This is a genomic window from Enterococcus sp. SMC-9 (genome assembly GCF_021011285.1).
GTDB lineage: Bacteria > Bacillota > Bacilli > Lactobacillales > Enterococcaceae > Enterococcus_C > Enterococcus_C montenegrensis.
Genome location: NZ_JAILYE010000002.1, coordinates 249,759 through 265,000 on the forward strand (window position 1 = coordinate 249,759; position 15,242 = coordinate 265,000).

The 15,242-nt window shown below is 38.3% G+C and carries 17 protein-coding genes and 1 pseudogene; 6 read left to right on the plus strand and 12 right to left on the minus strand.

Annotated features, from left to right (window positions below; all coding sequences use genetic code 11):
* Positions 1 to 51 precede the first annotated feature (51 nt).
* Both K4422_RS03940 and K4422_RS03945 read left to right on the plus strand, forming a co-directional pair.
* Positions 52 to 1,068 carry a HesA/MoeB/ThiF family protein gene (locus K4422_RS03940; RefSeq protein WP_230709302.1) on the plus strand — a complete coding sequence of 339 codons (1,017 nt, stop codon included), beginning with the start codon at positions 52 to 54 and terminating at the stop codon, positions 1,066 to 1,068.
* Positions 1,058 to 1,525 (plus strand): MogA/MoaB family molybdenum cofactor biosynthesis protein, encoded by a 468-nt coding sequence (locus tag K4422_RS03945; protein WP_206905270.1) that lies wholly within the window; start codon positions 1,058 to 1,060, stop codon positions 1,523 to 1,525. Before K4422_RS03940 ends, K4422_RS03945 begins: the two co-directional genes overlap by 11 nt.
* Positions 1,526 to 1,641: 116 nt before the next feature.
* Here the strand turns inward: K4422_RS03945 and moaC are convergent, their stop codons facing one another.
* The 3 genes and pseudogenes from moaC to K4422_RS03960 all read right to left on the minus strand — a co-directional run bounded on the left by moaC (position 1,642) and on the right by K4422_RS03960 (position 3,848).
* On the minus strand, positions 1,642 to 2,118 hold the full coding sequence (moaC, locus tag K4422_RS03950) for a cyclic pyranopterin monophosphate synthase MoaC (protein ID WP_230709521.1): 477 nt from the start codon (positions 2,116 to 2,118) through the stop codon (positions 1,642 to 1,644).
* Positions 2,119 to 2,322: 204 nt separating this feature from the next.
* Positions 2,323 to 2,574: pseudogene (locus K4422_RS03955) on the minus strand (molybdopterin-guanine dinucleotide biosynthesis protein B); the annotation flags it as partial.
* Between the two features lie 32 nt (positions 2,575 to 2,606).
* Positions 2,607 to 3,848 carry a molybdopterin molybdotransferase MoeA gene (locus K4422_RS03960; RefSeq protein WP_230709303.1) on the minus strand — a complete coding sequence of 414 codons (1,242 nt, stop codon included), beginning with the start codon at positions 3,846 to 3,848 and terminating at the stop codon, positions 2,607 to 2,609.
* Between the two features lie 77 nt (positions 3,849 to 3,925).
* On the opposite strand from K4422_RS03960, the gene K4422_RS03965 reads away from it, so the two are divergent.
* Genes K4422_RS03965 through K4422_RS03980 form a run of 4 tightly spaced genes read left to right on the plus strand, consistent with a single transcriptional unit; the run spans position 3,926 to position 6,620 of the window.
* Entirely contained in the window at positions 3,926 to 4,471 is a 546-nt protein-coding gene (locus tag K4422_RS03965; protein ID WP_230709304.1) for an NTP transferase domain-containing protein, read from the plus strand.
* A gap of 15 nt (positions 4,472 to 4,486) precedes the next feature.
* Positions 4,487 to 5,272, plus strand: a complete 786-nt coding sequence (modA, locus tag K4422_RS03970; RefSeq protein WP_230709305.1) for a molybdate ABC transporter substrate-binding protein — start codon at positions 4,487 to 4,489, stop codon at positions 5,270 to 5,272.
* Positions 5,273 to 5,325: 53 nt separating this feature from the next.
* Positions 5,326 to 5,988: a molybdate ABC transporter permease subunit gene (gene modB / locus K4422_RS03975; RefSeq protein WP_230709306.1), complete on the plus strand. Its 663-nt coding sequence runs from the start codon at positions 5,326 to 5,328 to the stop codon at positions 5,986 to 5,988.
* Positions 5,985 to 6,620, plus strand: coding sequence for an ATP-binding cassette domain-containing protein (locus K4422_RS03980; RefSeq protein WP_230709307.1), 636 nt, complete (start codon positions 5,985 to 5,987; stop codon positions 6,618 to 6,620). Before modB ends, K4422_RS03980 begins: the two co-directional genes overlap by 4 nt.
* Before the next feature lie 247 nt (positions 6,621 to 6,867).
* Here K4422_RS03980 and K4422_RS03985 read toward each other — a convergent pair whose 3' ends face one another.
* The 9 genes from K4422_RS03985 to K4422_RS04025 form a co-directional block, all read right to left on the minus strand.
* Entirely contained in the window at positions 6,868 to 7,854 is a 987-nt protein-coding gene (locus K4422_RS03985) for a TDT family transporter (protein ID WP_230709308.1), read from the minus strand.
* 293 nt (positions 7,855 to 8,147) lie between these two features.
* Entirely contained in the window at positions 8,148 to 9,380 is a 1,233-nt protein-coding gene (locus tag K4422_RS03990) for an NAD(P)/FAD-dependent oxidoreductase (RefSeq protein ID WP_230709309.1), read from the minus strand.
* A complete protein-coding gene (locus tag K4422_RS03995; protein ID WP_206905375.1) occupies positions 9,380 to 9,790 on the minus strand; it encodes a 4Fe-4S dicluster domain-containing protein in 411 nt (136 codons plus the stop codon). Before K4422_RS03995 ends, K4422_RS03990 begins: the two co-directional genes overlap by 1 nt.
* A gap of 3 nt (positions 9,791 to 9,793) precedes the next feature.
* The gene (locus K4422_RS04000) at positions 9,794 to 11,896 is read right to left on the minus strand and encodes a molybdopterin oxidoreductase family protein (RefSeq protein WP_230709310.1); all 2,103 of its coding nucleotides are present in this window, start codon (positions 11,894 to 11,896) and stop codon (positions 9,794 to 9,796) included.
* Between the two features lie 87 nt (positions 11,897 to 11,983).
* On the minus strand, positions 11,984 to 12,244 hold the full coding sequence (locus tag K4422_RS04005; protein ID WP_230709312.1) for a hypothetical protein: 261 nt from the start codon (positions 12,242 to 12,244) through the stop codon (positions 11,984 to 11,986).
* Between the two features lie 122 nt (positions 12,245 to 12,366).
* Complete coding sequence (locus K4422_RS04010) at positions 12,367 to 13,113, minus strand: ABC transporter ATP-binding protein (RefSeq protein WP_206902521.1); 747 nt, start codon at positions 13,111 to 13,113, stop codon at positions 12,367 to 12,369.
* Entirely contained in the window at positions 13,113 to 14,114 is a 1,002-nt protein-coding gene (locus K4422_RS04015) for an ABC transporter substrate-binding protein (RefSeq protein ID WP_230709313.1), read from the minus strand. Before K4422_RS04015 ends, K4422_RS04010 begins: the two co-directional genes overlap by 1 nt.
* Positions 14,111 to 14,878, minus strand: a complete 768-nt coding sequence (locus tag K4422_RS04020; protein ID WP_230709314.1) for an ABC transporter permease — start codon at positions 14,876 to 14,878, stop codon at positions 14,111 to 14,113. Before K4422_RS04020 ends, K4422_RS04015 begins: the two co-directional genes overlap by 4 nt.
* Positions 14,847 to 15,143 carry a thiamine-binding protein gene (locus K4422_RS04025; RefSeq protein WP_206902518.1) on the minus strand — a complete coding sequence of 99 codons (297 nt, stop codon included), beginning with the start codon at positions 15,141 to 15,143 and terminating at the stop codon, positions 14,847 to 14,849. Before K4422_RS04025 ends, K4422_RS04020 begins: the two co-directional genes overlap by 32 nt.
* Between the last annotated feature and the right edge of the window lie 99 nt (positions 15,144 to 15,242).

Sequence of the window (15,242 nt, forward strand, 5' to 3'; positions counted from 1 at the left end):
GAATTTTTGTCTTTTTAGCTACTACTATCGCCATTTTTTAAGGAGGTTGTCATGGAACGATACGATCGTCAAATCCGAGTCAAAAAAATTGGCCCCTGCGGCCAAGAAAAAATTGCCCAAGTCCACGTTTTAATCGTTGGCTGCGGAGCACTTGGCAGTTATACAGCAGAACAGCTGCTGCGCATGGGGATTAAAAAAATGACTTTACTGGATTTTGACTATGTGGAGTTAAGTAATTTACAACGGCAAACCCTTTTTACCGAAGCTGATGCCACAAATAACGTTGCCAAAGTCGAAGCTGCAAAAAATGCTTTAAGTAAAATTGATAGCAGTGCGAAGATTTTTGCTTATAAAGAAAGTTTCAGCGATTACATTTTGCAAGAAGAAAGTTGCCCTGATTTAATCTTAGATTGCTCTGATAACTATCAGGTTCGTGAAGAAATCAATAACTATTGTCACTACTATAAAATTCCTTTTGTTTTTGCTGCACTGGCGGCCACAAGTGGACAGGTGATGGCTATAAATCCTGTCGATGCCCCTTGTTTAGGTTGTGCATTGCCACAATTAGACGCTCTTATTCAAAAAGATTGTGATTTATTAGGCGTCATAACACCTTTAGTGCCAATGATTAGTAGTTACCAGGTCAGTCTGGCTTTAAAAATCATCACAAATCCAAAAGAAGTTATCTGGGATGAAATGCTTTATATCGATGCTTGGTCTTACCAGTTACAAAATTTTAAAGTAAAAAAACAAGCTCATTGTAAATACTGCCAAAAAACAGAATTAAAAAACGCTCCACAAAATTTTATGATAAAAAAAATGTGCGGTCAAAATGTCTTTTCCACTCAAATACCCGCAGCTACTTTCGTTCTAATTGATCACTTTTGTCAAAAACAGCAGTTGCCATTAAAGAAAAATCCATTAGCCGCTCGCTTTACTTGGGATGACTATGAGTTCACCTTATTTCCCAATGGCCGTCTTCATTTTTATGGCTTTACCACTAGCAAGTCGATTCAACCGTATTTAGACAATCTTGTAAAAGGAGCTTTAATTGCCCATGAAAGTTAATGTAAGTATCCTCACTGTTAGCGATACCCGTAGTCTGGCAGATGATTTTTCCGGCCAGCTGATTTTTGAATTGTTAACAAAAAAGAATTTCAATCCATCCCGACATATTATCGTTAAAGATGATTGCGCTGCAATTACCCATGGGGTCGGCTCACTGGTGGCTAATAGCGACGCAATTATTTTAAATGGCGGTACCGGTATCGCCAAACGTGATGTCACCTTTGAAGCCATCACACCACTTCTAGTGCAGGAAATACCGGGCTTTGGGGAATTATTTCGTTATCTTAGCTTTAAAGAAATTGGCAGCCACGCCCTTGCTTCTCGCGCTTTAGCGGGTTTTACCCAAGATGATACTTTGCTTTTTTGTTTACCTGGTTCCACGAAGGCTTGTCAGTTAGGCATGGAAAAACTCATCTTACCAGAATTAGTCCATCTATTAAAAGAGCGCCGAAAATAAGTGCTACTCATTTTTTATGATAAAAAAAACACCCCAAATGAACTGCAACTTGTACTTTTTACGTTGCATTGTTCATTTGGGATTATTTATTTCTTCTTTAAAAAACTAAGTGTTGCTTATTGCTTGGTGTAATGCCCACTTTTACCACCAATTTTTTCTACCAAGTGACAGTCAGTAATCACCATACTCTTATCCATTGCTTTACACATGTCGTAAACTGTTAATGCTGTAATTTGACACGCCGTTAATGCTTCCATCTCTACACCTGTCTGCCCATTTACTTTGACTGTTGCCTGAATAGTCAACGTATCAACTTCATTATCGGTAAATAATATATCCACGCCACTTAGAAGTAGCAAATGACACATCGGAATTAATTCACTCGTTTTTTTTGCTGCCATAATACCTGCTACTTGGGCGACAGCTAACACATCCCCTTTTTTTACCTGGCCTGCTTTAATCCGTTGTAACGTCTCTTTGGTCATTTTTACTGTCGCTTGTGCCGTTGCCATCCGGTAATTTACCTTTTTGTCAGTGACATCTACCATTTTTGCCCGCTCTTGTTCATTGAAATGCGTTAATTCATTGTTCATTTGTCTTTGCTCCTGTTCTTTGACCCAGTTTTCAAACCAAGTCTGGCTTTTCTCCTTAGAGGTTAAATCTATTAATTTTGCACCTCTATTTTCAGGAAAAATCGTCCCCACATAATCAAAGGGACCAAATTTTGAAAAATCAGCAACTTCATCTTGTGGACGCAACAACAATAATTTGGGATATTTCTCCCATTTGAAGCCCTCTATTAAAACCAAATCTGTTTGTGGTCGGACAAAATCATTGATTTCAGTCGCTAACAAAACTTTTTTTTCAATCTGACGTACTTCATGCCAAAAAAAACCACCGTCTTGCTGCATTCCTACTTGATCTGCTCCCGCCTCACTAAAGCGCGCCGTATCTGTACCTGCTACATCCATTGCCACACTATGATGGGTATGTTTAAACGCGGCTGTTTTTAAGCCTAACTGTTGACTTGCTTGAATGAAATTGATCATGGTTGTGGTCTTACCACTTTTTTTCTTGCCAATTATTTGTAAGGTAAGCACCAAACTTCTACCTCCGTTCCTGCAGTCACAACTGTATCATGGGGAATTTTAAAAAAGCAGGTTGTCAAATGCAAGTTTCCTAAGGCGCTGGATTGATCGCTGCCGACTAATGAGACCACTTTGCCGGTCGCAGTTTCTTCCCACGTTCCCCGTAAATAACGATCAAAACTATTTGGCTTTTGATAATCATGCGCCAATTTCATCTTCGTAATTTTAATTTCAGTGGAATTTCCTTGCATATTTTGCAATAAACTCTCAAATAATAAATAAAAGCCAGTAAAACAAGCTCCTGGATTACCTGAAAGTGCCATGACTAGCGTTTTTTCATAGACAAACGCCGTAGTGGGACTACCTGGTCGCATGGCAAGTTTATTAAATAATAGTTGCCCACTTTCTTTGGCCGCAACTGCAAGAAAATCAAAATCCCCCACGGAAACACCACCGGTAGTCAAAATTAGATCGGCTTTTTTAGCTAAGTCGTCTAGCTTTTCTTCAAGACTTTTTATATCATCAGCAATTTGCCCACAATAGACGACTTTTCCACCATTTTCTTTTACTAAGGCTTCCAATAAAGGGCCATTCGAATTGTAAATTTTTCCAGCAACAGGCGCATCTTTTGGCTGTAACAATTCTGTCCCGGTCGCTAGAATTGCTACTTTTGGCCGCTTATAAACCAAGCAAGTCGCAAAACCAAAGGCCGACATCAAACTAATTGCCCCCGCATTAATGAGCGTTCCTTTTGTCAGTAAAACTGCCCCTTTTTCAAATTCTTCTCCAATTGGGGTTATATTATCATTACGGCTACCTGATTTGATCACAACTTTTCCGTCAGCTAACATATGTGTTTTTTCCAGCATAATAACTTTTGCAACTTCATCAGGAACTTTTGCTCCGGTCATAATTCGGATCGTTTCTTTTGGCTGTAATTTTTTTTTCAGCTCAGATCCGGCTGGCACTTCAGCAGCAAGTGTTAAGGTAATCGGATAATCGTGATCATCTTCAGCTAAAATACCATAGCCATCATAACCCGAACGGCGAAAAGCCGGTTGTGGAAAAGGGGCTATTATATCTTGGGCTAAAGTATATCCCAACGTTTCTTCGACTTGTTTTTCTTGTGTTATTTTTTTGGGTACCACTGCTGCTAATCTTTCTTTTGCTTGCGCCAATGTAATAACATCTCGATTTAAATACATATCTTCACCTTCACTTGCGTATTTTTTCACATATAGGGAACTCCCTAGCTGTTCTGACTTCTGCCCTATGATAAACTAACGAAGAGTTTTTGGCAAAGGGGGATTTTATGACAGTTGGAATTATTTTAGCCGGTGGTCACTCCAGTCGTTTTGGTAGCGATAAGGCGTTATATTTTGATGCACTTTATAAAGAGTACTGGGTTTGTTTGGCCTATCAAAAACTTGCAGCACTGACAGATACTGTTTTTATTTGCGGCAATGCTAATAATCAGCAAGCGCTAAAAAACATATTGCCAAAATCTGCGATCGTGCTGACAGACTGTCTTCCATTTATTGACTGCGGCCCCTTAAGCGCACTTTATGCGGCGGCAAGTCAAAATCAGTGTGGGACTACCAGACAAGACTATTTGATCCTCGCCGTAGATTATCCTGATATTAGCCAAGATAGTTTGTCTGCGCTTCTTTCAAAACGTAATTGCTACTTACAAGATGCTAACCAGAAGAATCACTACACGTTAGCCCATTTGTCTTTTTGTAAAGATGACCTGACGTACTTTTTAACAAAAAACCAACGAATGAAAAATTTTTTAACTTATCTTTTAGCCATCCCAATTTTTGTCAATCAAAACGTGGTAAATCAAAATACATTATAGAAATGAGCGCTTAACATGAAAAAAATCGTCTTACTTGTCCCTTTATTTCTGCTAACGTTAGGTACTGCCGGCTGCACTAAAAAAGAAGCTGCCCAAACACCTTCTCCGCAACCAGAAGTGACCCTTCACTATTCTGCAGCGGCGAGCTTAAAAGATGCCTTAGGTGAAATTGAAAAAAATTACGAAAAGGCCAATCCCTCCATTCATTTAGATATTGATTATGGTGGTTCTGGTGCAATTCGTGAAAAAGTTGTCGCTGGCGCCCCCATTGATGGTGTTTTATTAGCAAGTAAAGCCGATACAGATAAATTAATTGAAGCTGGCAAATTGGAAGCTGAAAATAAGTTGCTAGAAAATACTTTGGTAATCGTCAAAAATAAACAAGACGATCGCAAGAAAGCTGATCTAGCAACTATTGTAGCTGATGCCAAAAAAGTCGCCATCGGTAACCCAGAAACCGTTCCAGCTGGACAATATGCAAAACAAAGCTTGGAAAAAGCTGTCTTATATAATGCCGTCAAAGATCACCTTGTTATGGCCAGTGATGTACGCCAGGTATTAGCCTATGTTGAAGCAGGCAATGCAGAGGTTGGTTTTGTCTACAAGACAGATGCCCTTACCAGTGATAAAGTTGCCGTTTTGGCAGATGTGGAAAATGATTTGCACGAAGATATTTTATACTATACTGGCGTTGTAAAAGACAGCAAAAATAAAACGGCAGTCACAAAATTCAATACCTACTTAGGCAAATCAGAAAGTCAAACAGTTTTAGAAAAATATGGCTTTACTATGGCGCAATAAGAATAATATCCCCTTACAATTGCGCGTAACTACGAGAAAAGGAGTTGAACTATTTGCTAAGCCCACTCCTGCATTCCCTGATTGTGGCGACAGTTGCGACAATTATCGCCTTTTTAATTGCATTGCCCTTTGCCTATTGGGATGTTTATTATCCTTATCGCGGCAAAAAAATTGTCGAAATTATTTTTTTACTTCCGTTGGTCTTACCCCCAACGATTGTTGGATTTTATTTATTACAGTTATTTGGCCGTTATGGCGTTTTAGGCCAGTTATTGGAACAAGTCAATTTCTCATTAATTTTCACTTTACAAGGTGCCACTTTGGCTACTGTCATCGTGATTTTACCGTTAATATTTCAAGGATTAAAAGGAGCCTTTGCGGCCGTTCCTAAAAACTTGATTGCCGTTGCCAAAACGCTGTCAGCAAATCGGCGTGAAGTCTTGTGGCGCGTTATTTTGCCCAACTGTTGGCACAGCCTGGTTGCAAGTATTATCCTAGCTTTTTGCCGGGGGTTAGGAGAATTTGGCGCTAGTTTAATGGTCGCAGGTTTCATCGAAGGTAAAACAGATACCCTTGCTACCGCCATTTATTTTGCTGTCCAACAAGGAAATCAAAACTTAGCCTATACGTTAAGTTTTATTAACGTGGTTATCGGGATTATTTTACTGCTTTTTATTCAACTACTTACCTATTATCAAAAAGGAGCTTTTAGATGAGTTTAAAACTACAAATTAAAACCCAACTAACTCCTAAAAATCTAACTTTTCATTATGATTTTTTTGCTCCGGTAACGGGACTTAGCGGTCCTTCCGGCGTGGGCAAAACAACTATTTTAAACGCCATTGCCGGGCTTATTACAGCCGATGATTGCAAGCTTACGTTTAACGATGTAACGTGGGAAGATACCCGTAAAAACTTTTCATTACCCACCAATCAACGAAATTTAGCCTACGTGATGCAAGATGTAGCTTTATTTCCTAATTTAAATGTCACAGAGAATATTCTATTTAGTCAAAAAACAGCTGTGAAGAAAAAACAAACACCCCCTGCTAGTGACTACTTAAGCTTTTTATCTATCCGTTTGAATATCACAAGTCTTTTAAAACAGCCCATCTACAAACTTTCCGGCGGACAAAAACAGCGAGTTGCTTTGGCACGTGCCTTGTATAGTCGCCCAAAATTATTACTGTTAGATGAACCCTTTAATGGCTTAGATGATGAAATGAGGCAAGAGGCTATCACATTAACCAAAGAGCTTTTAGCAACTGAAAAAATCCCAGCCATTATCGTCAGCCACCATCGTGATGAATTAGAAGCCATGGCTGATGAAATTGTCCGGGTAAAATAAAACTTATCCTTGTATCCTATAAAAAAACTGTTATAGTAAAATTACCTTGGCAGGGGCGTTTATGCTCACAGACACAAAGAATCTTTCTTTGTGTCTTTTTTTTGCAGTAATTGCCAGCAAGCGAATTTGTAAGGCCAGACATTGTTAAAACAACTACTATGCTAATTTTTTTGTAAATACTCACATTTTCTTTTGCGATAAAAAAAGAGCTGGAGATTTATCACAGCTCTTATCATCTTTATTCTATTTATTCGACAACTTCAACTTCTTCAATACTTGCTTTTGTAACAGGCTTTTTAACAGTTGCCAATACAAAGTTGTGGGTAAAGTGATACACCACATACCCAATAACTAACGTGATCAAAAATAATTTTGCACCAAAAACTTGATTGAAAAAATCCCCTGGCGCTGTATGTCCCACATTGATTAAAAAACGTGCCGTATTCAATGTCGCGATTAAGCTGATGGCCATTGGGAAAGTTAGAGCAGCAAAGGTGCCATCAAATGGTCGATTCACAAAATTTGGCAGACTTTTTAAGATATATAAGAAAATCAAACAAATTAACGCATATAAAAACGTTACAAGCATCATGTTTGGTTGTGCCGTTAAGTTAAAATAGCTAACCAAACACAGACTAGGTGGTGCTAAAAAGATAGTTTTCATTAATTCTGTTTGGCTTGCCATGCCCAATTTCAAAATACGGATAAACATGGCCGGCACCAAAATAGCAGAAATTACAAAACCATAGCCCAGTAAAGCTTTTAAAATAATCGGATTTCCATAAGCTGTTCCCACCACCACTGGGACTAAAATTCCCACGTAGGTAACAAACCAAGAAGGTAAAAATGTTTTAAAATTAAATTCTCTGATTACATTGCGCCAGGTGAAAAACAAAATATGAGCAGCGTGTACTACCACTGCCACATACCACATACCAATACCCAAAATTGGCAAGTAAGGATAGATATAACTGGATAAAATTGCCGTTAACATCATTACCGCAGCGTATAAACTGCCGGGGACAACTTGTGTATATTCTTTTTTAAAGGTATCAAAATGCAATACAATTTTGCTGATTGTTAAACCCCACACGATTAGTGCAAACCACATAACAAGATGGCGGATACCACTAAAACCAATGGCATTAAAAGCATTGGCTAATGTACATAAACCTACTGTGGTAGCCACCGCGCCTACCGGTAGTTTATCAGATCCTTGAATCATTTTTTTCATAACTTCACGCTCCTATTGGATTAATAAAAAACTATTTTCACGGAAAAATCCGCTGTGTTGTTTGTTAAAAAGTGATCAAGTAATGCTAGTAGCTTAAAGGTATGCTTACTACTTTTGAATGAAGCTGAAATCATGTGACGTTTCCACATTCAAATTTCCATGATCTCAGCTTCACACTCTGATAGCATCAAACGAGAAGTATTCCGCTATTTTAAAAATACCCTTATTTCTACCTAATCAGATGCTAGCTCTACACTTGTCACATCCTTAAAGTACAATGTCCACTTAGATTTTTAATCTGTACAAAAACCAAATTCAAAGTTTTCCGTCATATTAAAGAAATCCGAATAATTAATGTCAAACACACACTTTTTTAATTTATCAATCCGAATTTGCTCTTTGACCAATTGCGTCAAAATACCGCTGTAAGATAGATCTCCTTGAATAACTGCTCCTGTAATAATTCCATCTTTATGAATAATTTTTTTATATTGACCGGGGCTTTCCCTTATTTCAACTTGGTAAGTATCATCCGCAGGAATTGGCGAGCCTAGGGACATGGTCTGGATTTTTAAGAAAGTCATAGTTGACTTACTGGCAAAAAAGTCTGTTAATACACGTTTTTGTCCCACCATATTACTTGCGGCAATAATTCCTTCTTTAACTGCTGCGGGCCAGATTGGATTTTTTCCGGATACATCACCGGCACCATAAACATTAACAACATTTGTTTCCCCTAATGGATTAAACAACATGCCAAAACGATCCGTTTCAACGGGTGTACCTTCTAAAAATTGTACATTGGAACGAACACCTGTAGCGACAATCAATAGATCACAGGGAATTGTTGTCCCATCTGATAGGGCTAATTCTTTGACCTTGCCTGTTTCATCCATTAAAACTTCTTGAACGGCGGTATTATACCGTTGTTTCACACCATATGCTGCAAAGGCATCCTGATATCTTTGCGAAGCTTTATGGTCCAATTGAATTGGTAATAAGCGATCACCGAACTCGACTAAAGTTAAATCTTTGCCGTAATGAAGCAGACCTTCGACTGCATCAATCCCAACAAGTCCCGCCCCCATGACAACAATGTTCTCTACTTGTGGCAATTTTTCTTTAATAAAAATGGCGTCGTCTAAATTCCGCAGCCCAATTACATTAGCGGCGTCTTTAATATTTTTAACCGGTGGAAAAAATGTCGAAGCACCTGTTGCAAGTAAAACTTTATCGTACACAACTTTTTTACCATCAGATAAAGTTAATACTTGTGTACTTGTATCAATGGCAGTTAAGGAAACGCCTTTTAGCCAACGAATATTATTCTTTTCAATAAAATTGGCGTCAGTAAAATTCAATTGCGAAACATCTCGTGAACCTTCCAAATAGTGATGCAATATACAACGGGAGTGAATGGCTTCGTCTTTTGAAATCAACGTTAAATTATCATTTGGCGCTAGCTTAGCTAATGTTTTTAAAGCATTAATCCCAGCAGCAGAAGCACCAACTACAACGTATTCCATTATTTAACCTCCTCTAGTGTAATTGCCTGCATTGGACACTTTTCTACACATTGTGGTGTCTTGCTTGGATGATCCAAACACATATCACATTTCATAATAACCTTGTGTTGCAGTCGATCGGCTTTTAATACCCCATACGGGCAAGCCATGACACACATATAACAACTCGCACATTTGTCTTTATCATATAAAACATATCCCGTTTCGTAATCTTTATACATTGCACCTGTCATGCAAGTATACACACATTCAGGTAAATCACAGTGGCGACAAAAAATGGGAGAATTCACCCCTTCATCACTGACGACAACGCGATTACGAGGATCTTCCCCGTTGTGAGCCACAGAACAAGCGGTGACACAAGTTAAACAGCTGATACATTTGTTACGATCAATCTTGATTCGTTTCATTTTTTAAACAGACTCCTTTTCAACCTTGTCGATACGCACTGGCGTGGATTTATAAGACGGTTCTTTTGAATACGCGTCATAAACCGATGGCGTCAACCGATTGACTTCAATATAATGCATCGGGGCATACAATTCATTTTCATTTACAAATTGCGAAACAATAACTTCAAATTTTTCGCTGTGGCCATTCATAGAAGATACATAAACGATATCTTTATTTTTTACATTTAGATCGCTAGCTTTTTGCGGATGCATTAAAACATAAGCCATTCTTTCCACGGCATCTTGCACTTCTAAAATCTCACGGGTTCTCGTTTGTGTGTGCCACTGTCCAACCGTTCCACGCCCGGTATTTAAAAGTAATGGAAATTCATCACATAAAGCAACAGGGTTTTCAACTGGTGCTTCAAAGACAAAATTGGCCTTTTTCGTTGGCGTATAATATTGACCATCTTCATATAAACGGCGTTCATCTGGGGTATTACTTTTTTTATGTGCTGGTGTGTAGGGCCATTGCACTCCTTTAGAATTTTCTAATTCTGCGTAGGTCACACCGGTAAAATCACAGGGCATATTAGCTGAACATTTTGCCATTAAATTGAAAGCTTTCGCCGGCGTTTCCCAACCATGCAATAGATTTCCTGCCTCCATCCCCAAAGCTTGACCCATTTGATAAAAGACTTGATAATCTGTTTTTTCATTTTCACCTAAAGTTAAAGCCGGGCGCATTGGAGATAGTCTGCGCTCTGTATTAATTAGCGTACCTTCTTTTTTTGTTCCGGGTACGACTGGGAAATAAACATCCGCACTAGCTGAAGTTTTAGTGTCATCATAAATATCTTGAACGATTAATAATTCCAATTTAGACATGGCTTCTTTAAAAGTATCGCTATTGGTCCAAGAATGAATTGGATTTGTTGCGGCAACCCACAAGGCTTTGATTTCCCCTGCATTAATTTTTTCAATAATTACGTTATAAGGTAACGTCGGTTTTTCCGGTAGCCAACTTGGCTCAATTCCTAAAGCAGTTCCAACAATTTCTCTTCTAGTTTGATTATCATATTCACCACCACCATATAGGCCGGTCGTATTACTAAACAAGCGAGAACCCATGGCATTACATTGTCCTGTTAATGAATTCGCTCCAGTACCTGGACGGCCCATATTTCCTGTCATTAGTGCTAAATTGATAATTGCCTGTGCAGTCCGCACCGCTTCATACCCTTGATTAACTCCCATCGTCCACCAGAAGGAAACATTTTTACCAGCGTGAATCAATTGCGCCAATTCTTCAATTTCACCTTCAGTCAATCCGGTTTCATTTGCACGACTTAGTGGATAATTTTTTAAAAATGCTTGGTATTCCGCAAATTTTTGCGTGTGTGCTTCGATATACTTTTCATCAAGCCAGCCTTTTTCAATCAGTAAATTTGCCAAAATATACATGAGCTTTAAGTCAGCTTTTGCTTTTAGTTTATAGTGGATATCGGCTTTTTTCGCTGTTTCAGACATGCGCGGATCAATGGCGATTACTTTTTTACCGGCAATTTTATTCGCGCGAATTCTTCCCCAAAAAACTGGATGTGCAACAACTGGATTTGCACCAATTAAAATAATGGTGTCAGATAATTCCACATCCTTTAAGGTATAAGGAGGTGCGTCAAAACCAAAAGCTTGCTTGTGAGCAACCACACTTGTTGCCATACAAAGCCGCGTATTGCCATCCACATTTCCTTTTAGATACGTTCGCATTACATGACCAAATAATGCCATCTCTTCCATTGTCAATTGACCTGTACTAATTCCTGCGATACTTTCGGGACCATATTTTGCGCGGATTTCTTTTAATTTAGCGGCTGTATCTTTTAGACCATCTTCCCAAGTGACATAAGTAAAACTACCATCTTCTTGTTTTATCCTTGGTCTTGGATCTGGTTTGAATTCTTGGTGCTGACGGTTTAACCGCAAACCTTTAATACAAGAAAAGCCATCGTTAACCGGATATCCCGGTGTAGGAATAATTTTTACTATTTCTTCATTTTCTGTGTAAAAATCTAAATTACAGGCTAGTGCACAATAATTACAGGTGGATTGTGTTTTTTTCATACTTCGTCCCCTTAATTTTTATTCGTGATATTTTTCACTTGTTAATCAAAAAAAATAATGCAGCGCGGCATATTTTCTAATTCTCTTTTATTTTATAGCAAAAAAAAACAAACTATCATTAGGGAACTCCCTAGTTAACAGGCTAAAAATCCATTTATAAGGCCAATTAAATAACGTCAGTTGAGAATGATTATCACTTGCGTAAATAGATTTTTCTGCTGTTAATCTATTTTGTTGTAACAACAGTAAGGCAAGAAAAGTTGAAGGATTGGTGTATGAAACTGACAATTTGAAAGAATCGGTAGTGTTAATACAGTCAAACCAAAGTTCTTCTTGTGAAAAATTCATACTTTCTTTATCGGAATAAAAAAAGACCGCAACAAAAAGCATTACACAAATACATCCAGTCTTTGTCTAAAAAAGACAATCAACAAGTGAGTATTTATGTTCTTTTGTTTCGGCCTTACTGTTTAATTTGTTTGCATTTTTTGCAGGATAGCGCGTTTGTAATCAAGAAAAGCAGGGGTTAAAGAAAAGTCGACTTCCTTATTTTCCGGACGAGAAACTGTAATAGTTTCTCGTATCACTCCTGGAGAGCCAGCCAGCAGATAAATCTGGTCAGATAAAAGAATCGCCTCGTCAATATCATGGGTAATCAGCAAGGTCGTCAATGAAAATTCTTTTTGCATCTGCAAAAACCACTGATGTAAATCGCGTTTTGTTATCGCGTCCAATGCACTAAACGGCTCATCTAATAAAATTAACTCTCCTGAAAATAAATACGTGCGCAACAACGCAGCCCGTTGTCGCATACCACCAGATAAGGCATTGGGATAGACTTTTTCAACCCCTGACAGCCCAAATTCAGGTAAGTATGCTGCCACTTTTTTTAAGGCTGCCTTTTTCTTTACACCTTTTAAAATCAAGGGCAATGCCAGATTTTCTTCCATTGTTTTATAGGGAAGCAATAAATCTTTTTGCAACATATAAGATACTTTTCCCCTTTTACCTGTTATTTCTTCATTATTTAACTGAATACTACCTCTATCTGGCAACTCCAAGCCAGCAATCAGATTAAATAGTGTCGTTTTTCCAACACCGCTGGGTCCAAGCAAACTGACGATTTTGCCAGCAGGAACATGCAAGGAAATATCTGCAAGCACATCTTTATTCCCGTAACTTTTATTTATCCGCTCAACTGTTAGTCCCACTGTCATCACTCACTTAAATACGCATTGGTAAAACCAGTATTTTCCGGTATTTTTTTAGCAACTAATTTATTTTCTGATAACCAATCATAAAAGGCGTTCCACCGTTTAGGCTCGATATAGCCCCATGATTTGGCCTCTGCCTTATATTGCTGACTGATCCAAGCTTGACTTTTTTGAACTAAATTCTTATCTAACTCTGGAACTTCTTTACATAAAATATCTGCGGCTGCCTGAGGGTCTTTGATAGCATCTTCGTAACCTTTGCTAGCGGCGGCTAAGAATTTTTTAGCTGTTTTGGGGTTTTCCTTTAAAAACGTGTCGTTCGCAAAAATAACTGGTGTATAGTAATCAAATACAGGATTTATATCTTTGAAGTTAAAATAATCAATTGCTACATTATCAACCCCCGCTTTAATGCCTCCCCAACCATAAAAAATCCAAATGGCGTCGGCTTGTTTTTCTTTCAAAGCGAGAGGCTCATCAACAATTGTATTCGGAATTAATTTTACTTTATTAAAATCGCCGCCATTATCTTTTGCCATGACATCTTTGATCATAGCTTTTTCAATTGGTGAATCCCAAGTCGCGTAGGTTTTTTTCTCCAAACCTTTGGGATGATTTATTCCTTCACCTTTTCGCGAAACGATACCTGATGTATTGTGTTGCAAAATTGTAGCCACTGTTGTGATTGGTAAAGGTTTCGCGGAAACATAATTTGCGGCCAAAGAATCTTGGGCAGAGATACCGAATTGTGCTTTATTACTAGCGACAATCATACTAGCATCTCCATCAGAAGGTTGGACGATGGAAACATCTAAGCCAGCCTCTTTAAAATAGCCTTTTTCTTTAGCGACATATAAGCCGGTATGATTGGTGTTTGGGGTCCAGTCTAAAACAAACGTCACTTTTTCTAGTTTTGTTTCTTTTTTACTTGCTTGTCCACTGTGACAAGCACCTAATGTTATTAACGTTGTAACCAATAAAATACAACTGATTAATTTTTTCATTTTTGCTCCTTCTTCCATGGCATCGAAATTTTTTCTAACACTAAAACAGCTCCTAAAAGTAGTAGACTTAAAGCTGAAATGAGAAAAATCACGGCAAACATTTTGTCAAAACTATAAGATTTTCTCACGCGGGTCATGTACACCCCTAGACCTTCAAAACCGCCTAGCCATTCTGATACCACAGCTCCGATTAAGGCATACGTGACTGCAATTTTTAATGCGGCAAAAAATGAACCTAAACTAGCGGGCAACTTAATATGCCAAAAAATCTGGTACGATTTCGCCCCCATCGATTGCAATAATAAAATTTCATCCGGATCAATGGCTGCAAAGCCATTTAACAAGCTTAACGCTACCGGAAAAAAGATCGTCAAAATAATCAACACAACTTTTGGCAATATCCCAAATCCCAACCAAATAATCAATAAGGGCGCTAAAGCAACCGTGGGAATTGTTTGACTTAAAACTAGTAAAGGATAAATCGCTTGTTTCAACCAATGGATGTGATCCATAATAACTGCCAAAACAAAACCGAGTAAAACACCAGCTAAAAGTCCTAAGATGGCTTCTAACAACGTAACTTTCGCATTTGCCGCTAGCTGAGGCCAGTCTGTTAGTAAAGCTTGCAGTACCGCTTTAGGACTGGGTAGCATAAATGCTGGAACAATATTTTTTACTGTGACAAACTGCCACACTGCTAAAATGAGTAGTATAGTGGCAACGGGAATTAAATTAATGTTGGTGTTTATCCGTTTTTTCGGCAATGGTCAGCCCATCTCCTTTTGGCGTATACGCAATTTTTACGTAGGCAGAAACACTTGGCGCTCCCGCTTTAACAGCAATTAATTGACATTGTTTCACTAGCTCCATCAAGCCTTCATAATCTCCTTCAACGCTTGTTTCAAAAGCGCCCACTTGATAGGTATACCCTGTACTTTTGATGTAGTCGATGACTTCATCTACAATAGCGATGACTTCTTTTTTACTTTCTACTTTTGGTAAAACTTGAATTGCGATACTTGCGTCCATTTTTTTCACACTCCATTATTTTTTACCGATACGTGAACTGCATGAGCTAAATGAATTTCTTTTAAAGATTTGATTCAATAAAACAGCCACTAGCAAACT

Excerpts from the sequence above, each read along its gene's own strand:
- K4422_RS03940 (WP_230709302.1), top strand. The coding sequence starts at position 52 with ATGGAACGATACGATCGTCAAATCCGAGTCAAAAAAATTGGCCCCTGC.
- K4422_RS03945 (WP_206905270.1), top strand. The coding sequence starts at position 1,058 with ATGAAAGTTAATGTAAGTATCCTCACTGTTAGCGATACCCGTAGTCTG.
- moaC (WP_230709521.1), bottom strand. The coding sequence starts at position 2,118 with ATGAACAATGAATTAACGCATTTCAATGAACAAGAGCGGGCAAAAATG.
- K4422_RS03965 (WP_230709304.1), top strand. The coding sequence starts at position 3,926 with ATGACAGTTGGAATTATTTTAGCCGGTGGTCACTCCAGTCGTTTTGGT.
- modA (WP_230709305.1), top strand. The coding sequence starts at position 4,487 with ATGAAAAAAATCGTCTTACTTGTCCCTTTATTTCTGCTAACGTTAGGT.
- K4422_RS03980 (WP_230709307.1), top strand. The coding sequence starts at position 5,985 with ATGAGTTTAAAACTACAAATTAAAACCCAACTAACTCCTAAAAATCTA.
- K4422_RS03985 (WP_230709308.1), bottom strand. The coding sequence starts at position 7,854 with ATGAAAAAAATGATTCAAGGATCTGATAAACTACCGGTAGGCGCGGTG.
- K4422_RS03990 (WP_230709309.1), bottom strand. The coding sequence starts at position 9,380 with ATGGAATACGTTGTAGTTGGTGCTTCTGCTGCTGGGATTAATGCTTTA.
- K4422_RS03995 (WP_206905375.1), bottom strand. The coding sequence starts at position 9,790 with ATGAAACGAATCAAGATTGATCGTAACAAATGTATCAGCTGTTTAACT.
- K4422_RS04000 (WP_230709310.1), bottom strand. The coding sequence starts at position 11,896 with ATGAAAAAAACACAATCCACCTGTAATTATTGTGCACTAGCCTGTAAT.
- K4422_RS04005 (WP_230709312.1), bottom strand. The coding sequence starts at position 12,244 with ATGAATTTTTCACAAGAAGAACTTTGGTTTGACTGTATTAACACTACC.
- K4422_RS04010 (WP_206902521.1), bottom strand. The coding sequence starts at position 13,113 with ATGACAGTGGGACTAACAGTTGAGCGGATAAATAAAAGTTACGGGAAT.
- K4422_RS04015 (WP_230709313.1), bottom strand. The coding sequence starts at position 14,114 with ATGAAAAAATTAATCAGTTGTATTTTATTGGTTACAACGTTAATAACA.
- K4422_RS04025 (WP_206902518.1), bottom strand. The coding sequence starts at position 15,143 with ATGGACGCAAGTATCGCAATTCAAGTTTTACCAAAAGTAGAAAGTAAA.